The organism is Roseospira marina, assembly GCF_014197855.1.
GTDB classification, from domain to species: Bacteria; Pseudomonadota; Alphaproteobacteria; order Rhodospirillales; family Rhodospirillaceae; genus Rhodospira; species Rhodospira marina.
The window spans coordinates 354,272-370,837 of the sequence record NZ_JACIGJ010000002.1; the positions used below are offsets into that span (position 1 = coordinate 354,272).

Here is a 16,566-nt window from a genome sequence, read left to right on the forward strand (position 1 = left end):
TCAGAAACGCGGGCAAAGATCGGCTTCCAACGGCCTATGGTCGGAGCCGACGTCCGGCCCGGCCCGTTGTACCCCTGTAAAATCGCTCGCCGTCGGCAGGACGTAGTCGATCTGCGCGCCCAGCACCGGCAGCCACGCCGGACGTGTCGCAATGGGCAGCGGCCCCCAGTCGAGCATGGATAGCCCGGCCGCCTCGCGAAACGCCGCGATCCGGGGCGACCATGCCACACCGTTGAAATCACCGGCAACGATCGCCGGACCCTCGGCCGTCGTGATCAGCGCCGCCAGATGGTGCAGAGCCAGGGATCGGCCGGCATATGCGTCCGGTGTTTTCGGGCTGGGCATGTGGGCGGAGACCACCAGGACCTCGCGGTCGCCAACAGCGACCATCGCCGCGACCGGAACGTTCCCAAGGATGGGCGTGGTCAACGCCGTGGCGTTCTGCAGGCGCGGTGGAAGCGCGCGCAAGGGCCGGGTGCTGAGAATGGCCGAATCCGAGCCACGATGCGTCATCAAGTACGGATAGGTCTCACTCAGGGCCCGCAGCCGTCCCAGCCAATAGCCGTCGGCAAAAATCTCCTGCAACAGGACCACATCGAACCCACCGTTGCGGAGATACGCCTCCTGCGAGGCCCAGTTCCCGGTTGAGAACAGCACGTTCAGGCTCGCCACGCGCAGCGGACGGGCACACGGCACCTCGGACGCGGCGGACAATGTCGGCGGCCCCACCGCCCCCAGCATCACGCCCAGATCCACGACGCCGAACGCCAGGAACAACAGCGCTGCGAACCCATGCCGCAGCGCCGCCAGCCAGGCCGCCAGAAGCACGGCCAGCGCCACCAGGATCGGCAACAGCGTGAGCGGGATCTCGGCAAGCCAGAACCGCCACGACAGCGCCACCAGAGGAGAGATCACGGCGATCAGGCCCAGCGCGGCCACAAGCGCGCGGTCAACCCCTCCCGCGGGCGAGCGATCCGCCATGCCGACATCCTTCAGCGGTAAAGCCACCAGACCTCTTCGTTGGCGGCGAAAACGGGCTTGTAATGACGCACAGAAGAGCTGTCAATTACCTGCGTAATCTGGTTGTCCAGAAGGTAGTCCCGGCCGCCAAGCGACACAATCGTGACGGCATGTCCGATACGCAGGTTCAAGTCCTGAACGGCGACGAGTTTTAGGTCCGCGTTGGCAAACCCGAGCGCGCGCAGGCTCATAAACTTGACGATTGCATAATCCTCGCAGTCGCCGGCTTTCGCGAAAAACTCGCCTGGGGTCGCCCAATAGTCCGGCTGCCCCCAATTCACGGGATCCGTGATGTACTGCCAGTGATTGGCAAAGCGGTTGATTTCCCGAAGCTGGGTCATGGGATCCTTGCCACGCAACCGCGCGATGACCCCTTGCCACTCCGTGTAGGGACACGATCCGCCGCCCGCGGCCGCGCAGCGGGCGTTCCGCCGCTCCTCTTCCTGATACCGCAGCATAAGGGTCCGCCATTGCGGGATCGGCCGGAAACTGCGCATCATGCGCCCGTCCTGCCCGAAAACACGATCACCCCCCGCCTGGGCAGGCACACTCCCGGCGGCACCGACCGCCAGCATCACGGCACACACAAGAACGAACCGGACCAAAGTCATGGAACCCATTAATGTCTCCCGACGGAGCGGCGGACGGCATACGGATCGAACCGTGGATCGGGCTCCTTGGGTATGGTACGTCTGAGCAACGCGTTCAACCACACGCGAATGGACCCCTGACGAGTGGCCAGGTCGGAACGGTACCACGCGCCGCGCCCTGGATCCGGACGATGGGACCACATTGAAACGGGGGCCAACGCACAGGGGGAGACCCATCGCATGACTGCCTCTGGTTCGCCATCCGAGTCTTCTCTGGCCAAACATGAACGGGCGGTCCGGCTGCGGGTTCGCCTCGCCTTGGCCGGCCTGATGGTGCTCATGGCGGGCGGCCTTGCGCTTGTGCTGCTGTTCGCGCAATCCGAACGGCAACGCGACCGCCACATGGCGCAAAGTCGTCTCAACGTCGTCGCGGACAGCCGGACGCAAGCGGTCATGACCTGGCTGGATCAGCAGTATTCGGTGCTGCGCGGTCTGGCCGAGAACCAGTCGGTCCAGCTCTATATCACGGTCATCCAGCTCAACGACGGGGCGGCGGAGACGCCGGACGAGGTGTTCGCGCAGGAAACCTACCTGCGCACCCTTTTGACGGCAACCGCCGAGCGGAGCGGATTTGCCCCAACCGACGGGGGAGCCGCCGCGCTGCCAGCCAACGTGCGGCGCACCGGGGAGGCGGGGTTGGCCCTGGTCTCGCCGGACGGCACCGCATTGATCGCGGCCACGCCGGACATGCCCCCGGTGCGCGGGTCGGTCATGGCCGCGCTGGGCGCGTTGCCGGCGACCGAGGCCGGCCTGATCGACCTGGAACGCAGCCCCCACGGCTTGCTCCGGCTCGGCTTCACGGTGCCGGTGTTCTCGCAGGAGGGCACGGGAACGCAGACGGACGTGGTGGCCCGCGTGGTCGGCCTGCGCCCCGTCGGCGCGCCCTTCTTCGCCACCCTGGAACAACCTGGGGCCACGGCGACCACCGCCGAAACCTACCTGATCCGACGCCGAGGCAATGCCATTGAATACCTGACGCCTCTGCTGGACGGCAGCCGGCCGCTCGAAAAATCGCTGGCGATCAACACGGCGGACCTGATCGACGCGGAGGCCCTGGCGGATCCGGGCCGGTTCCATGTCGGGCGCGACTACGCCGCGACCGAGAGTTTCGCCGTCAGCCGCCCCATATCCGGCACCGACTGGGTGCTGGTGCACCGCATCGCCCGCGCCGAAGCCCTGGCCGCCGCCGACGCCCGCCGCACCACGCTGGTCGTGGTGCTGATCCTGACGGTAACCCTGATGGGCGCAGCCCTGGTCGCGGTCTGGCGCTACGGCACCTCGGTCCGCGCCAGCGACGCCGCCGCGCGGTTCAGGGCCTCATCGCAGAAGTTCGAAGCCCTCTCGGCCTTTCTGGACGTCGTCTCCGACAGCCAGCCGTCGCCGCTGTTCGTGGCCACGGGGCAGAATGTCCTGACGTTCGGCAACCGACGCGCGGCCGAGATCATGGGCGTGCCCAAGGCGGAGCTGAAGGGCCGGTCGCTCATCGCCATGCTGGGGCGCGACATCGGCGACGTCTACGCCGAGATCAACCGCGAGGTGCTGGAGGATGGCGAAGTCCGCACCGAGACCAACGTGTTCCGCGACGAGGACGACCGGGATATCGTCTGGCGCTCCTACCATTGCCCCCTGACGCTCGACGACGACGGCACGCGGGGCGTGCTGACCTCCATCGACGACCTGTCCGAGCTGTTTCAGGAACGCACCCGGCGGGAACAGAACACCGTTCAGCTCATCGAAACGCTGGTGGGGCTGGTCGATGAGCGCGATCCGGACTCGGCGCACCAGTCGCGCTACGTCGCCACTGTCGCCCGCACCATCGCCGAAGAAATGGGGCTGGACCACGCCCAGATCGAAGCCAGCGATCAAGCCGCCCGCCTCGTCAATATTGGAAAGATCCGTGTGCCACGCGACCTGCTGGTCAAGCAGGGCGATCTGACCGATGAGGAGCGCGAGCGCATCCGGACCGCGATGGACAGCGGCCCCGACATGCTGAAGGACATCGCGTTCGAGGCCCCGGTGCTGGAAACCCTGCGCCAAATCAACGAGCGCGTGGACGGCACCGGTCGCCCCCAGGGCTTGATGGGCGGGGATATTCTCGCCTCCGCCCAAGCGGTCGCGGTCGCCAACACCTTTGTCGCCCTCATCAGCCCGCGCGCGTTCCGGGACGGCAAGTCCTTTGAAGAGGCCGGCGACATTCTTATGTCGGAAGTCGGCACCCGGTTCGACCGGCGCCCCGTGCTGAGCCTGCTGAACTACCTCAGCAACAAGGAGGGCAAGACGACATGGGCCTACATGGCACAAACACGCCTACGCTAACCGCCCGGCCCGCATCATGACGGCGGTGGGGCACTGGTTCCGCCGCCTGACCGGCGCCGTCACCTCAACCCCGGGGGCCTCCACGCCAGGGGGGATGGGGGGCGATGGCGCGCGGACCGCCGAAGGCGTGCGCGTGTACGCCGTCGGCGACATTCATGGACGGGCCGACCTGTTGGACCGGCTGAACGCACGCATCCGCGAGGACATCACGGCGCACGCCGATCGCACGCCGTTGGTGGTGTACCTGGGGGACTACGTGGACCGGGGGCAAGACAGCCGTGCGGTGCTCGAAACCCTCAGTGGGGACCCCGTGCCGGGGGTGGAGACGCGGTTCCTGCGTGGCAATCACGAGGACGTCATGCTTGCGTTCATGAACGATCCCGTGGCGGCCCATGCGTGGCTGGAGTTCGGCGGCCGGCAGACGCTGAGCGCCTACGGCGTGCCGGTGCCCGGCGCCACCAGCGAGGCCATCCTGGAAGACATGGCGACAGGCATGAGAGCAGCCCTGCCCGACCGGCATGCCGCGTTTCTGCGAAGTCTGCCCCTGCACACAGAGTGCGGCGATTACCTGTTCGTGCACGCGGGCGTCCGGCCCGGCGTGCCGATGAGCCAGCAGAAACCGGCCGATCTGATGTACATCCGCGAGCCGTTCCTGTCCCACCGCAAGCCGCTGTCGCACATGATCGTGCACGGCCACCACGTGACCGAGCACCCGGTGGTGCGCGCGAACCGCATCGGCATCGACACCGGGGCCTTCGCAACCGGATGCCTCACCTGCCTCGTGCTCGACGGAACCGAGCGCGCCTTCATCACCACGTGACGGCACCACCACCTGACGGCACCGCACGACCGGATGGGGCACCCAGGGGCCCCCACAACACACACAAAAACCCCCCGTGCGCTCGTGGGACGCACGGGGGTTAACGGTCTTGTGGGGGGCTCGCCGTCAGCGCGCTCGATCAGGCGCGTCGGCGTTCCTCAAGCTGGGAACAGAGCTGCATGGCCCAGACGAGGCGGCCGCCGAACGAGCCGCGTTCGTCCGCTTCGTCCGCCTCCGCGCCGACAGCGACCGGCCGGCGGGAGTCGACCCAGATGTTGCGTTCGACGGCGGCGGCCTCGACCAGGAAGTGCGTTTCCGGCAGCGCCGGGGCCGGATCAATCCGGCGATAGAGCACCGCATCGCGTGTCGCCTGCCCAAGCAACGCCAGCTTGCGCTTGCCCGGCACATAGGCCCGCTGGGACACGGAGTCGAAGTTCGCCTTGGCCACCTCGTCCCCGATGCCGGCGTAGATCAGCCGGGCGGCGTGAATGGCGGCGCGGCAGCCGAGCGGAAGGCCCGCGATGCCGCCGGCCGCGCGGTCGTACAGGCGGCGCGCTTCATCCAGCAGGCGCGCGACGACGGATGCCAGCGCCGGAGACCAAACGGGATTCGCCAACCACGCATCCGGATCAAGTCCCGCGTCGACCATCCACTGGCGCGGCAGATAAAGACGGCCGTTGCGCGCATCCTCGCCGACATCGCGCGCGATGTTGGACAGCTGCATGGCCACGCCGAGATCGCAGGCCCGCGCCAGGACGTGCGGATGACGCACCCCCATCAGCACGGTCATCATGGCGCCGACGGCCGCGGCCACCCGCGCGCTGTAAGCGCGGACCTCCGAGATGGTCTCGTAGCGCCGCGCCTCCGCGTCCCACTCGAAGCCCTCCAGCAGGGCCTCAGGCAGCTCGCGCGGCATCCCGGTTTGCACGACCATATCCCGGAAGGACCGGTCCACGGGGCTGTTCATCGGCTGCCCGGCATAGACCCGATCCAGCCGATAGCGCAGGTGCGCGACCGCTTCAATACAGGCGTCAGGCGCGGCCGCGTTCTCGCATTCGTCCACCACATCGTCGGAAAACCGGCAAAACGCATACAGCGCGTAGGCCGGATCCCGGTAGGCCTGCGGCAACAGCAAAGAGGCCGTATAAAAGCTGCGCGACCCCGTGCGGATCATGGCCCGGCACTGGGCGCGGTCGTCGGGCGACGCGATCTCCTGCGTCTTAGACCAGGGCTGCGGCATCGGGTACCACCGTATCCATGACCCGGGCCGAGGACAGCACACCGGGAAGACCAGCCCCGGGATGAGTCCCGGCGCCCACGAGATAGAGCCCTTTCACGTCCTCGCTCTTGTTGTGCGGTCGGAACCAAGCGCTCTGGAAGAGCGTCGGCTCCAGCCCGAAGGCTGCCCCCTTGACCGACAAGAGGTGATGGCGGAAGTGCATGGGCGTCACCATGCGCGAACTCACCACCGACTGCCCCAGCCCAGGCAGTACGGTCTTTTCAAGGAACGCCTCGACCTTGCGACGATAGTCTTCGGCCATCACGTCCCAGTCGTCGCCGCTGTCCAGATGCGGCACCGGCGACAGTGCGTAGAAGGTATCGCAGCCCTCCGGCGCCATGCTCGGATCGGTCGCCGTGGGCCGGTGCAGATAGATGCTGAAATCATCGGCCAGGTGATGCCGATCGAAAATGTCCGTCAGCAGGCCCTGATAGCGCGGTCCCAGCAGGATGGTGTGGTGCGGCACGTCCTCGTAGCGCTTGTTGGTCCCGAAGTACCAGACGAACAGGCTCATCGAGTAGCGCGCCTTGTCCAGCTTGGCGTCGGTCCAGCGTTTCCGGCTCTCGGCCGGGAGCAGCTTTTTGTACGTCCAGGCCGAGTCGGCGTTCGACACCACGATATCGGCGTCGATGGTCTCCCCCGAGGCCAGCCGCACGCCCTTGGCGGCGCCGTCTTTCACAACGATCTGCTCCACCTCCGCCTTATAGCGGAGGGTGTTGCCCTGCCCCTCGATCAGACCGGCCATGCCCTTGGCGAGTTGGCCGGTACCGCCCATGGCGAAATGGACGCCCCATTCGCGTTCCAGATAGGCCACGAGGCTGTAGATCGACGTCGCCCGCAGCGGATTGCCGCCCAGGAACAGCGGGTGAAAGCCCATGCCGATCCGCAGCCGCTCGTCCTTGAAATGCCGCGAGACGTGCGCGTGCACCGACCGATCCGCCCGCAGACGGATCAGGTTCGGCAGCAGCTTGGCCATGTCCCACAGCGTGTTGAACGGCACGTGCCCCAGCTTCATGAAGCCGGTGTGGAAGATGTCCTTGCTCTCTTTCAGGAAGCGCTCATAGCCCTTGACGTCCCCCGGCGACAGACGCGCGATCTGGGCCTTCATGGCCTCCGCGTCCTCGCTGCACGTCAGCCATTCGCCGTCGGGGAAGCGGATCTTGTAAAACGGGGACAGGGACCGCAGCTCCACGTCGTCGCTGAGCCGCTTGCCGCACATCTCCCACAGTTCCTCGAACAGGAACGGCGCGGTGACGATGGTGGGACCGGCATCGAAGACGAACCCGTCCTGACGGAACACGTAGGCGCGCCCACCGGGCGCATCCATGCGGTCCACAACCGTGACACGGAACCCTCGCGCGCCGAGTCGGATCGCCGCCGCGAGGCCACCGAACCCGGCCCCGATCACAACGGCATGGGGCGCCTTGGCGCCCGGAACGCCGCCTCCCGGGCCCTCGGCCCGCTGAAGCGGTGTGGGAGCAGAAGTCATATCGAACTGCCTCGGAACTGTCAGCCAAGGTTGACTATATCAGTGTCAACCTCGCTTGATCAACCGCTCTCGCATCGATCGGACCCGGCCGCTGGCCACAGCGCCGGATTCAGGGCTGGAAAACACGCCCCCGGTCGCGCGGCCTCTCCTCCCTTAGACCGCCGCCCTGGTCATACGTCGGGGCGCGGACAGCGCCCCAGCGCGTCCAACGCCCCTTGCAGAATGTACGCCGCCGCCGCGGCATCGACCTTCGCCGCCCGCCGGTCCCGTGTCATGTCGAACTCGCGGACCATCATGCGCTCGACCGCACTGGTCGACAAGCGTTCGTCCCACAACAGAATGGGAACCGCGCGCATCTCCAAAAAGTTTCGTGCAAAGCTCATGGTGGATTGGCACCGCTTCCCTTCGTTGCCATCCATTTCCAGCGGCCATCCCAGCACCAACCCCTGGATCTGTCTTTCGTCCATACGCGCCATAACCTGGGCCGCATCCTGGCTGAACTTCGCACGCCGCAGGGTTTCCACCGGCGAGGCCAGACACCGACCCGGATCCGACGTCGCCAAACCGATCGTCTTGGTGCCAAGATCGAGACCGAAGAGTGCCCCCGGGGTCGGCAGGACCGCCGCCATCTCCGCCGCCGTGCGCAGGATCATGATCGGTGCGTGCCTCCGGTTGCCAACGCGGGAACTCTCCGAGTAAACATGGGCCACCCTATCTCCTGACTCGAACCGGAGTTGTCTACTTCATGTCCCTGGACAAGGAAACCGTCCGCAAGATCGCCGTCCTGGCACGCGTCGCCGTGCCGGATGACCAGCTCGACCCGCTCGCCGGCGAACTGTCCGGCATCCTGAATTGGATCGAGCAACTCGGCGAAGTGGACACGTCCGACGTGGAGCCCATGGCCAGCGTGGCGGACATGACCCTGCCGTGGCGCGACGACGTCGTGACCGACGGCGGCTATCCCGAGCGCGTCACGGCCAACGCCCCAGACAGCCAGGACGGCTTTTATCTGGTGCCCAAGGTGGTGGAATAAGGAGCGGCCATCATGATCACGCTGACCGACCTGACCATCGCCGAGGCCCGCAAGGGCCTGGACGCGAAGACCTTCACCGCCGCCGAACTGACCGACGCGCACATCGCCGCGATGGAGGCCCGCGCGGACCTCAACGCCTATGTGCTGCCGACGCCCGACCGGGCCCGGGAGATGGCCGCCGCCAGCGATGCCCGCATCGCCAAGGGCAAGGCCGGCGCGATGGAGGGCATCCCCATCGCGATGAAGGACCTGTTCTGCACCGACGGCACGCGCACCACCGCCGGCTCGAAGATCCTGGGCAATTTCGTGCCGCCCTATGAAAGCACCGTCTCCGCGAACCTGTGGAGCGCGGGCGCCGTGCTGCTGGGCAAGGCGAACCTCGACGAGTTCGCCATGGGCTCGACCAACCAGACCAGCGCCTTCGGCGATGTGGTCAACCCGTGGACCCGCACCGACGAGCCCACGCGCAAGCTGGTGCCCGGCGGCTCCTCCGGCGGCTCCGCGGCCGCTGTTGCCGGCCGCATCGCCCTAGGCGCCACCGGCACGGACACCGGCGGCTCCATCCGTCAGCCCGCCAGCTTCTGCGGCATCGTCGGCCTGAAGCCGACCTACGGCCGCTGCTCGCGCTGGGGCATCGTGGCGTTCGCCTCCTCGCTCGATCAGGCCGGCCCGATGGCCCGCACGGTCGAGGACGTGGCCATCATGCTGGGCGCGATGGCGGGGCATGACCCGAAAGACTCCACCTCCGCCCCCATCGCGGTGCCGGACTTCACGGCCGCTCTGGAGCAGGGCGTGAAGGGCCTCAAGGTCGGCATCCCCCGGGAGTACCGGCCGGAGGAAGGCCTGTCGCCCGAAATCGATGCCATCTGGACGCGCGGCATGGAGATGCTGAAGGACGCGGGCGCCGAGCCCGTGGACATCAGCCTGCCGCACACCAAGTACGCCCTGGCGACCTATTATATTATCGCCCCGGCGGAGGCGTCCTCGAACCTCGCCCGCTACGACGGCGTTCGCTACGGCCTGCGCGTCCTGGACGAGGGCGACGGTCTGAACGACATGTACATGAAGACCCGGGGTGCGGGCTTCGGCGCCGAGGTCAAGCGGCGCATCCTGATCGGCACCTATGCCCTGTCGGCCGGGTACTATGATGCGTATTACCTGAAGGCGCAGAAGGTGCGCAGCCTGATCGCCCGCGACTTCAAGGCCGCGTTCGACCAGGGCGTGGACGTCATCCTGACCCCGGCGACGCCGTCCGCCGCCTTCCCGCTGGACGACGCGCCGAGCGATCCGGTGACCATGTATCTGAACGATGTGTTCACGGTGCCGACGTCGCTGGCCGGCCTGCCCGGCCTGTCCGTGCCGGTGGCGCTGACCGAGGCGGGCCTGCCGCAGGGCCTGCAACTGATCGGGCGCCCGTTCGACGAAGAGACTGTGCTGCGCGCCGGACGCGCGCTGGAGAAAGCGGCGGCCTTTACCGCCACGCCGAGCCTGCTGGAGGGCTGAGACCGATGGATGCCCCAATGGATGACGCCCCCACCTACCTTCTGACCGGCGACACCGGCGACTGGGAGGTCGTGATCGGCCTGGAGGTCCACTGTCAGGTCATCTCCCACGCCAAGCTGTTCTCCGGTGCCTCGACCACGTTCGGCGCCGCGCCGAACAGCCAGGTCTCGCTGGTCGACGCCGCCATGCCCGGCATGCTGCCGGTCATCAACCGCGCCTGTGTCGAGCAGGCGGTGCGGACCGGCCTTGGCCTGCGCGCGCAGATCAACAACCGCTCCGTGTTCGCGCGCAAAAACTACTTCTACGCCGACCTGCCGCAGGGCTACCAGATCAGCCAGTACGAATTGCCGGTCGTCGGCGAGGGTACGCTGATCCTCGACATGCCGGACGGCTCCTCCCGCTCCGTCGGGATCGAGCGCCTGCACCTGGAGCAGGACGCCGGCAAGTCGCTGCACGACCAGCACCCGACGAAGTCGTTCATCGACCTAAACCGCTCCGGCGTGGCGCTGATGGAGATCGTCTCCAAGCCCGACATGCGTAGCCCGGAAGAGGCCGGCGCCTACCTGCGCAAGCTGCGCTCCATCCTGCGCTACCTGGGCACCTGCGACGGCAACATGGAGGAAGGCTCCATGCGCGCCGACGTGAACGTGTCGGTGCGCCCCGTGGGCGAGACCGGCCTGCGCACCCGCTGCGAGGTCAAGAACGTCAACTCCGTGCGATTCGTGATGCAGGCGATCGAGACCGAGGCCCAGCGCCACATCGAGATCTGGGAGTCCGGCGGCGAAGTCTCGCAGGAGACCCGCCTGTTCGACCCGGCCAAGGGCGAGACGCGCTCCATGCGCAGCAAGGAAGAGGCGCACGACTACCGCTACTTCCCCGACCCGGACCTGTTGCCGCTGGAGTTCGACGACGCCTTCGTCGACGCCATCCGCGCCACCCTGCCCGAGCTGCCGGACGACAAGAAGGCGCGCTTCATCGCCGATTTCGGGCTGACGCCCTACGATGCGTCGGTGCTGGTGGTGGATTGGCGCGAAGCCGATTTCTTCGAGCGCGTCGCCAAGGGTCGCGACGGCAAGACCGCCGCCAACTGGGTCATCTCCACCCTCTTCGGCACGCTGAACAAGATGGGCGTGGGTGTGGAAGACAGCCCCGTGTCCGCCGAAAACCTGGGCAAATTGATCGACCTGATCGCGGACGACACCATCTCCGGCCGTATCGCCAAGGACGTCTACGAAATCATGGTCGAGACCGGCGAGGCCCCGGATACAATCGTGGAAGAGCGCGGCCTGAAGCAGGTGAAGGATACCGGCGCCATTGAGGCCGCGATTGACGCCGTGATGGCCGCCAATCCGGACAAGGTTGCCGAGGTTCAGGGCGGCAAGGAAAAGCTGCTCGGCTGGTTCACCGGCCAGGTCATGAAAGCCACCCAGGGCAAAGCCAACCCCGGCATGGTCAACGAGCTGCTCAAGAAGAAAATTTTGGGGTAAGGGACTCGGGGTCCCGTGTTGCATCGGTCCGTCGAACGCCGACGCCCGCGTTCGACGGATGCGTCAGCGCTGGGTGCGATGTGGCGGCACTCCATCAACGATCTGTGTTTGGCGGATCACGGTGGAGTCCTCACACGCATCGCCGCCTGGACCGCCAACAAGACCGAAGCCCATCTGGCCGCCGCCTTCGCCGATCCGACGTTGTCGTGGCCCCTTGCGTGGACATCGCAGACGGCAAATCTGGTCCTGTCCCTCGACCCGGTGTCAGATTGGACACGTGCGCCAGCGTCTTGCCTGCCAAACGCAGCCCCAGGAGCCCGTAGGAAGACTCGTGAGTGGCCTTCTGCGGTTCCCTGGCGGGGGGTTGTTGGGAGCGGGGAAGGAAGGCGGGCCTGTGAGAGTCATTTATGGGCGGCCTGCGTGGCGCCCGAAACCGTCTTGAACACGGTGGCGGGGCAGCCCACGCACGGCCCCACCGTGACCCGGCGCCGTGTACCATCAACGTGTATCGGCGGTCAGAGCGCCCAAAGGATAAGATATTGATTTTATTAAAAAAATCAGGGATGGCTGGGGCGCCAGGATTCGAACCTGGGATCACGGGACCAAAACCCGATGCCTTACCGCTTGGCTACGCCCCACCGGTCCACGCCACACGAGGCGGCGGGCTCAAGGCGGGCAAACTTGTCGAAGCCGGCGGCCCGCGTCAAGTCGGAAAGAGCACGGTCGGCGTACCGCCGCTCTTTTCACGGCGGCACGCCCCATAAGCCGCCCGGCCTAGACGCCTGCGAGCGCGTTCATATGGCGGGCCAGTGCAATGTCCTTCTCGGTCACGCCCCCGGCGTCGTGGGTGGACAGGGTCACCTCGACCGTCTTGAACACGTTGAACCATTCGGGATGGTGATCGGCCTTTTCGGCGGCCAAGGCAACCCGGGCCATGAACCCGAAGGCCTCGCTGAAGTCGCCGAAGGTGAAAGTCTTCGTGATGGCGTCGCGACCTTCGACCTCGGTCCAGCCGGACAGCGTCGCCAGGGCCTCGGCGCGGGCGGGGTCGGTAAGCGGTGCGGACATAAGCGCCTCCTCGTGTTACACCCCCGGCAGATTGGCCGGACGCCCGGCCAGATCAACCCCCGCAGCCCGATCCGCCGGACGACACGCGCCATGACCACGCCCGCCCGCTTCACCACGCCCCCCTCTCTGGCCGACCTGGACGCCTTGGCGCAGGGTGCGTTGGAAACGATCCCGGTCCCGCTGCGGCGTATGACCGAAGGGCTTGCGATCCGCATCGAAGAGTTCCCGGACGAGGATGTCTGCGTGGAGATGGAACTGGAGAGCCCGTACGATCTTCTCGGCCTATATCAGGGCGTTGCACTGCCGTTCAAAAGTGTCAACGATGCCCCGGACGATGTGGATCGGGTCTTTTTGTACCGGGCGCCGATCCTGGACTATTGGTGCGAGACGGGCGAGGACCTGACGCATATCGTCCGGCATGTGCTGATCCACGAGATCGGCCATCACTTCGGCTTCTCGGATGACGATATGGAAGGGATCGAGGCGGCGGCCGACGATCCATTTTGACCGGACCACTCGGAAGGCGCGGCCATGACGGACATTATCGATCTCACCCAGACCTTCGAGGACGGCATGCCGGGGTTCCGGATGAAGGGACCGGACGGCGTGCCGCGCGCGTTCACGGCCTCGGTCCAGCCGTTCCTGACCCATGAGGCGTCAGCCCCGAACTACGCCGATGGGGTCTCGTTCGAGATCACCGAGGTGCAGTTCCAGACCTCGATCGGCACCTATCTCGACTCGCCCCGCCACCGCTACCCGGGGCGGGCGGACATTGCGGACCTGCCGCTGGCATCCCTGATCCTCGACGGCGTCGTGGTGGATGGGCGCGCGGCAACGCCGGAGCGGCCGCTGGGCGTCGCCGAGCTGCCGCCGGCGGAATCGCTGCGGGGCAAGGCCGTGCTGATCCGCTTCGGCTGGGACCGGCACTGGGGCACGGACGCGTATTTTCGCTATCCGATCGTGGACCGGGCCGGACTGGCCCATTTGCGCGACGCCGACATCGGCCTGTTCGGCGTCGATACCATCAACGCCGACGATAGCGCGGACCTCGAACGCCCGGCGCACACATGGTTTCTGGACTCCGGCATTCACATCGTCGAGAACCTGCGCGGCCTGGAGGCCCTGGGGGACCGCCCGTTCCGCTTTTTCGCCATCCCGCTCAAGGTCCGGGCCGCCGCCGCGTTCCCGGTGCGGGCGTTCGCCGAGGTGCGCTGACGGCACGCCGGACCGGAAACGATGGCACCAAGCGCGGAACACGGAGTGCGCGATGTCCTCGCCACGTCCGAAAGATTAAATCGCCGTAACGCTTCGGCGCTTATCGTTGATTTCCGCCCGGTTTCATCCATATTTCGTACCGAAATCGTCCTCCATCTCCACCAGAGGTGCAACCATGGCATACAACGTTGACCGCCGTACTATGACCCGCGGGCAGGCGGAAGCCGCGCAGATCGACGTCGGTCTGCGCTCGTACATGCTTCGGGTCTACAACCTGATGGCGTCCGGCCTGCTGCTGTCGGGCATCGTGGCCGTAATGATCGATGTCGTGCCCGTGTTCCGGGATCTGTTCTACGTCACCCAGGGTGGCCAGATGGTCGGCCTGACCCTGCTGGGCACCCTGGCGATGTGGTCACCGCTGATTGTCTTGTTCGGTGCCATGTTCATGATGCGCTCGGCCAGCGCCGCCATGGTTCAGAGCATGTACTGGCTGTTCGTGGCGCTCCAGGGCGTCGGCCTGTCGGTGCTGCTGCAGATCTACACCGACGCCAGTGTGGTGCGGGTGTTCTTCATCACCGCCGCTGCCTTCGCCGGGCTGAGCCTGTATGGCTACACGACCAAGCGCAACCTGTCGGGTATGGCCAGCTTCCTGGTCATGGGCCTTATCGGGATCCTGATCGCGGCCGTCGTGAACCTCTTCATCGCCAGCAGCATGCTGCAGTTCATCATCAGCGCCGCGGGCGTGCTGGTGTTCGCAGGCCTCACCGCCTACGACACCCAGCGCATCAAGGAAGAGTACAGCGCGACCATGGACCGCGAGACCATGTCCAAGTCCGCGACCTGGGGCGCCCTGTCGTTGTACATCAACTTCATCAACCTGCTTCAGTTCCTGCTGTACTTCCTCGGCAACCGCGAATAGGAACGGCCATCGGGTCGGCCCCGCGTCCGGAGTGTGGCGCGGGGCACACGAAGACAGGGCTTCGGACATCCGTCCGGAGCCCTTTTTCTATGCCGGTCTACGTTGAGGGGGAGAGAGGATGATCGGCGTGTCAGCCCCGTGCAGGGGCCCCGCCCCGCTGGAGCGAGGGCCGGTCGGCCTTACCAGCCTGCGGTGCGTTGGCCTCACCGCAGGCTGGTATTACAGCCCGTCCTTGGCGATCCCGGCCATCAGCTTGCGAGCGACCTCGCCGGCGCCCATGTCCTCCAGGATCATGAAATAGCCCTGGGCCACGCTGGCCTTCATGGCCGGCAAGGTGGAGGTCGGGTCGTTGTACAGCATGGCGCGCGCCTGATTCAGGTCGTGCAGGGAGAGCGCGAACTTCTCCAGGTACTTGGCCTTCAGGTCCTCCACGCCGGCGCGGGCCCGCTTGACGTCGCCACGCAGGGTGTCGCGCTCGGCCCGGGCCGCGTCCGCGATGCGGCGGGCTTCGTCGCGTTCCGCTTCCACCCTGGCCAGCACCACGCGCGCTGCTTCCAGATCCTCGCGGGCGCGGGCCAGGTCCGCGTTCATGCCCGCCTGCCGCCGCTCCCGATCGACCAGGATACGGTTCATGCGTCCCATCGCCGCGCGCTGATCGCGCAACGCACCAAGCGCCTCGGCCATGCGTTGGTTGAGCGCACGCAGATCGCGCCGCGTCTCCGCCATCATGGCCGCGTCGTCCAGGCCGCCAGCGGCCGCAATGGCCTTGATGCGCCGGAAGGTGCGGACATACCCCCCGATCAGGGCGGCCTGCACCGGCAGCCCCACGATTAACCCGGCCGCCGAAAGACGCGCGCGCCCCGGCCGATCCACCGCCAGCGCCGCGATCGCCTGTTCAATCGCGGTATCCAGAGCATCGTCCGCCACGGCGGCGGTCAAATGAACCCAGGTGCGGATCACATCGGGCTCGCGCGGGTCCCCGAGGGGACGCGCCGCCCCCTCCTCCGTCTCCAGCATGCCATCCAGCGCCGCCGCGAGACTCTCCACCGGCATGCCGGCGGATGCCGATGGGTCCCTCCCCGACGCCCCCCCGGGGCCGGGCGCCGGGTCAGCCTGCGTCGCCATGGTTGCTTCTCCGGGCGCGCGTCACCTCGCTCTCCAACTCGGCAATATAGCGGGACGCCTGATCGAGCAGATCGTTGAGCCGACGGTTCTCATGGCGGAGCTGGGCGACGATCCGGCTGGCGTACAGGGCATGCTGCAGCGGATCGGACACCTCCGCAGCCTCCGTGCCGAGGGTGCGCCGGGCCGGCACATCGGCGTGCGGCGCCCCGTCGCGCGCCGCCGGTGCGCGATTGACGGTGACGGTCAGGCTGCCGCCCAGAACATCGTCGATGGAGCCGCCGGCATCCTCCAGGTGAGCACGCGCGCGATCGAGCGCGCTCAGCGCCTCGGCGCCATCGGCACGCAGGGCCAGAGCCATGATCTTGCGAAACCGCTCGCGATCAAAGCGGGACCAGTCCATTCACTCACCACGATTATTGGAAGTCCTGGTCATCGGTGTCCCCAAGACAGACCCAAGGACACGCCCTGGAACCACCCCAACACCACACGCCCATTCTGACCGATCCCGGTCCCGGCGTCGAGGGGAGCCAGCCCCATGTCGGGGCTATCGGGCGCGAACCCAAGAGGCTGGCGCCGCCGATCCCACTACCGCGTCACGCCAAGAGGCCCCGGGCCGGAGCCGGGGCCGTCAACCCTGTCGTG

16 protein-coding genes and 1 tRNA gene are annotated in these 16,566 nt (G+C 66.9%); 8 read left to right on the top strand and 9 right to left on the bottom strand.

What is annotated here, in order from left to right; genetic code table 11:
- Both GGD82_RS04100 and GGD82_RS04105 read right to left on the bottom strand, forming a co-directional pair.
- Entirely contained in the window at window positions 1-981 is a 981-nt protein-coding gene (locus tag GGD82_RS04100) for an endonuclease/exonuclease/phosphatase family protein (RefSeq protein ID WP_150060889.1), read from the bottom strand.
- Window positions 982-992: 11 nt separating this feature from the next.
- Window positions 993-1,640: a transglutaminase-like cysteine peptidase gene (locus tag GGD82_RS04105; RefSeq protein ID WP_184123286.1), complete on the bottom strand. Its 648-nt coding sequence runs from the start codon at window positions 1,638-1,640 to the stop codon at window positions 993-995.
- 210 nt (window positions 1,641-1,850) lie between these two features.
- On the opposite strand from GGD82_RS04105, the gene GGD82_RS04110 reads away from it, so the two are divergent.
- Window positions 1,851-3,986, top strand: coding sequence for an HD-GYP domain-containing protein (locus tag GGD82_RS04110; protein ID WP_150060887.1), 2,136 nt, complete (start codon window positions 1,851-1,853; stop codon window positions 3,984-3,986).
- Between the two features lie 16 nt (window positions 3,987-4,002).
- Window positions 4,003-4,806: a metallophosphoesterase family protein gene (locus GGD82_RS04115; protein ID WP_150060886.1), complete on the top strand. Its 804-nt coding sequence runs from the start codon at window positions 4,003-4,005 to the stop codon at window positions 4,804-4,806.
- Between the two features lie 139 nt (window positions 4,807-4,945).
- On the opposite strand, the gene GGD82_RS04120 is transcribed toward GGD82_RS04115, so the two are convergent.
- The 3 genes from GGD82_RS04120 to ruvX all read right to left on the bottom strand — a co-directional run bounded on the left by GGD82_RS04120 (window position 4,946) and on the right by ruvX (window position 8,227).
- Window positions 4,946-6,046 (bottom strand): phytoene/squalene synthase family protein, encoded by a 1,101-nt coding sequence (locus GGD82_RS04120; protein WP_150060885.1) that lies wholly within the window; start codon window positions 6,044-6,046, stop codon window positions 4,946-4,948.
- Entirely contained in the window at window positions 6,027-7,574 is a 1,548-nt protein-coding gene (locus GGD82_RS04125) for a phytoene desaturase (RefSeq protein ID WP_150060884.1), read from the bottom strand. Before GGD82_RS04125 ends, GGD82_RS04120 begins: the two co-directional genes overlap by 20 nt.
- Before the next feature lie 170 nt (window positions 7,575-7,744).
- A complete protein-coding gene (ruvX, locus tag GGD82_RS04130; protein WP_150060883.1) occupies window positions 7,745-8,227 on the bottom strand; it encodes a Holliday junction resolvase RuvX in 483 nt (160 codons plus the stop codon).
- Between the two features lie 92 nt (window positions 8,228-8,319).
- Here ruvX and gatC point away from each other — a divergent pair, with 92 nt between their 5' ends.
- From gatC to gatB, 3 genes are read left to right on the top strand one after another with little or no spacing between them, the layout of a single operon-like run.
- A complete protein-coding gene (gene gatC, locus GGD82_RS04135; RefSeq protein WP_150060882.1) occupies window positions 8,320-8,607 on the top strand; it encodes an Asp-tRNA(Asn)/Glu-tRNA(Gln) amidotransferase subunit GatC in 288 nt (95 codons plus the stop codon).
- Between the two features lie 12 nt (window positions 8,608-8,619).
- Window positions 8,620-10,110 (top strand): Asp-tRNA(Asn)/Glu-tRNA(Gln) amidotransferase subunit GatA, encoded by a 1,491-nt coding sequence (gene gatA, locus GGD82_RS04140; protein WP_150060881.1) that lies wholly within the window; start codon window positions 8,620-8,622, stop codon window positions 10,108-10,110.
- Window positions 10,111-10,127: 17 nt separating this feature from the next.
- Entirely contained in the window at window positions 10,128-11,597 is a 1,470-nt protein-coding gene (gatB, locus tag GGD82_RS04145; RefSeq protein ID WP_150060880.1) for an Asp-tRNA(Asn)/Glu-tRNA(Gln) amidotransferase subunit GatB, read from the top strand.
- Between the two features lie 564 nt (window positions 11,598-12,161).
- Here the strand turns inward: gatB and GGD82_RS04150 are convergent.
- Together GGD82_RS04150 and GGD82_RS04155 are read right to left on the bottom strand one after the other, a co-directional pair.
- Window positions 12,162-12,235, bottom strand: a tRNA-Gln gene (locus GGD82_RS04150).
- 136 nt (window positions 12,236-12,371) lie between these two features.
- A complete protein-coding gene (locus GGD82_RS04155) occupies window positions 12,372-12,665 on the bottom strand; it encodes a 4a-hydroxytetrahydrobiopterin dehydratase (RefSeq protein WP_150060879.1) in 294 nt (97 codons plus the stop codon).
- A 90-nt stretch (window positions 12,666-12,755) separates the two neighbouring features.
- Here GGD82_RS04155 and GGD82_RS04160 point away from each other — a divergent pair, with 90 nt between their 5' ends.
- From GGD82_RS04160 to GGD82_RS04170, 3 genes are all read left to right on the top strand, one after another.
- Complete coding sequence (locus GGD82_RS04160; RefSeq protein ID WP_150060878.1) at window positions 12,756-13,172, top strand: metallopeptidase family protein; 417 nt, start codon at window positions 12,756-12,758, stop codon at window positions 13,170-13,172.
- Between the two features lie 24 nt (window positions 13,173-13,196).
- Window positions 13,197-13,880, top strand: a complete 684-nt coding sequence (locus tag GGD82_RS04165) for a cyclase family protein (protein WP_150060877.1) — start codon at window positions 13,197-13,199, stop codon at window positions 13,878-13,880.
- A 175-nt stretch (window positions 13,881-14,055) separates the two neighbouring features.
- Window positions 14,056-14,799: a Bax inhibitor-1/YccA family protein gene (locus tag GGD82_RS04170; RefSeq protein ID WP_150060876.1), complete on the top strand. Its 744-nt coding sequence runs from the start codon at window positions 14,056-14,058 to the stop codon at window positions 14,797-14,799.
- Window positions 14,800-15,018: 219 nt separating this feature from the next.
- On the opposite strand, the gene GGD82_RS04175 is transcribed toward GGD82_RS04170, so the two are convergent.
- Both GGD82_RS04175 and GGD82_RS04180 read right to left on the bottom strand, forming a co-directional pair.
- Complete coding sequence (locus GGD82_RS04175) at window positions 15,019-15,924, bottom strand: hypothetical protein (RefSeq protein ID WP_184013227.1); 906 nt, start codon at window positions 15,922-15,924, stop codon at window positions 15,019-15,021.
- Entirely contained in the window at window positions 15,908-16,324 is a 417-nt protein-coding gene (locus tag GGD82_RS04180) for a hypothetical protein (protein WP_150060874.1), read from the bottom strand. The genes GGD82_RS04175 and GGD82_RS04180 overlap by 17 nt, the downstream gene beginning before the upstream one ends.
- Window positions 16,325-16,566 lie beyond the last annotated feature (242 nt).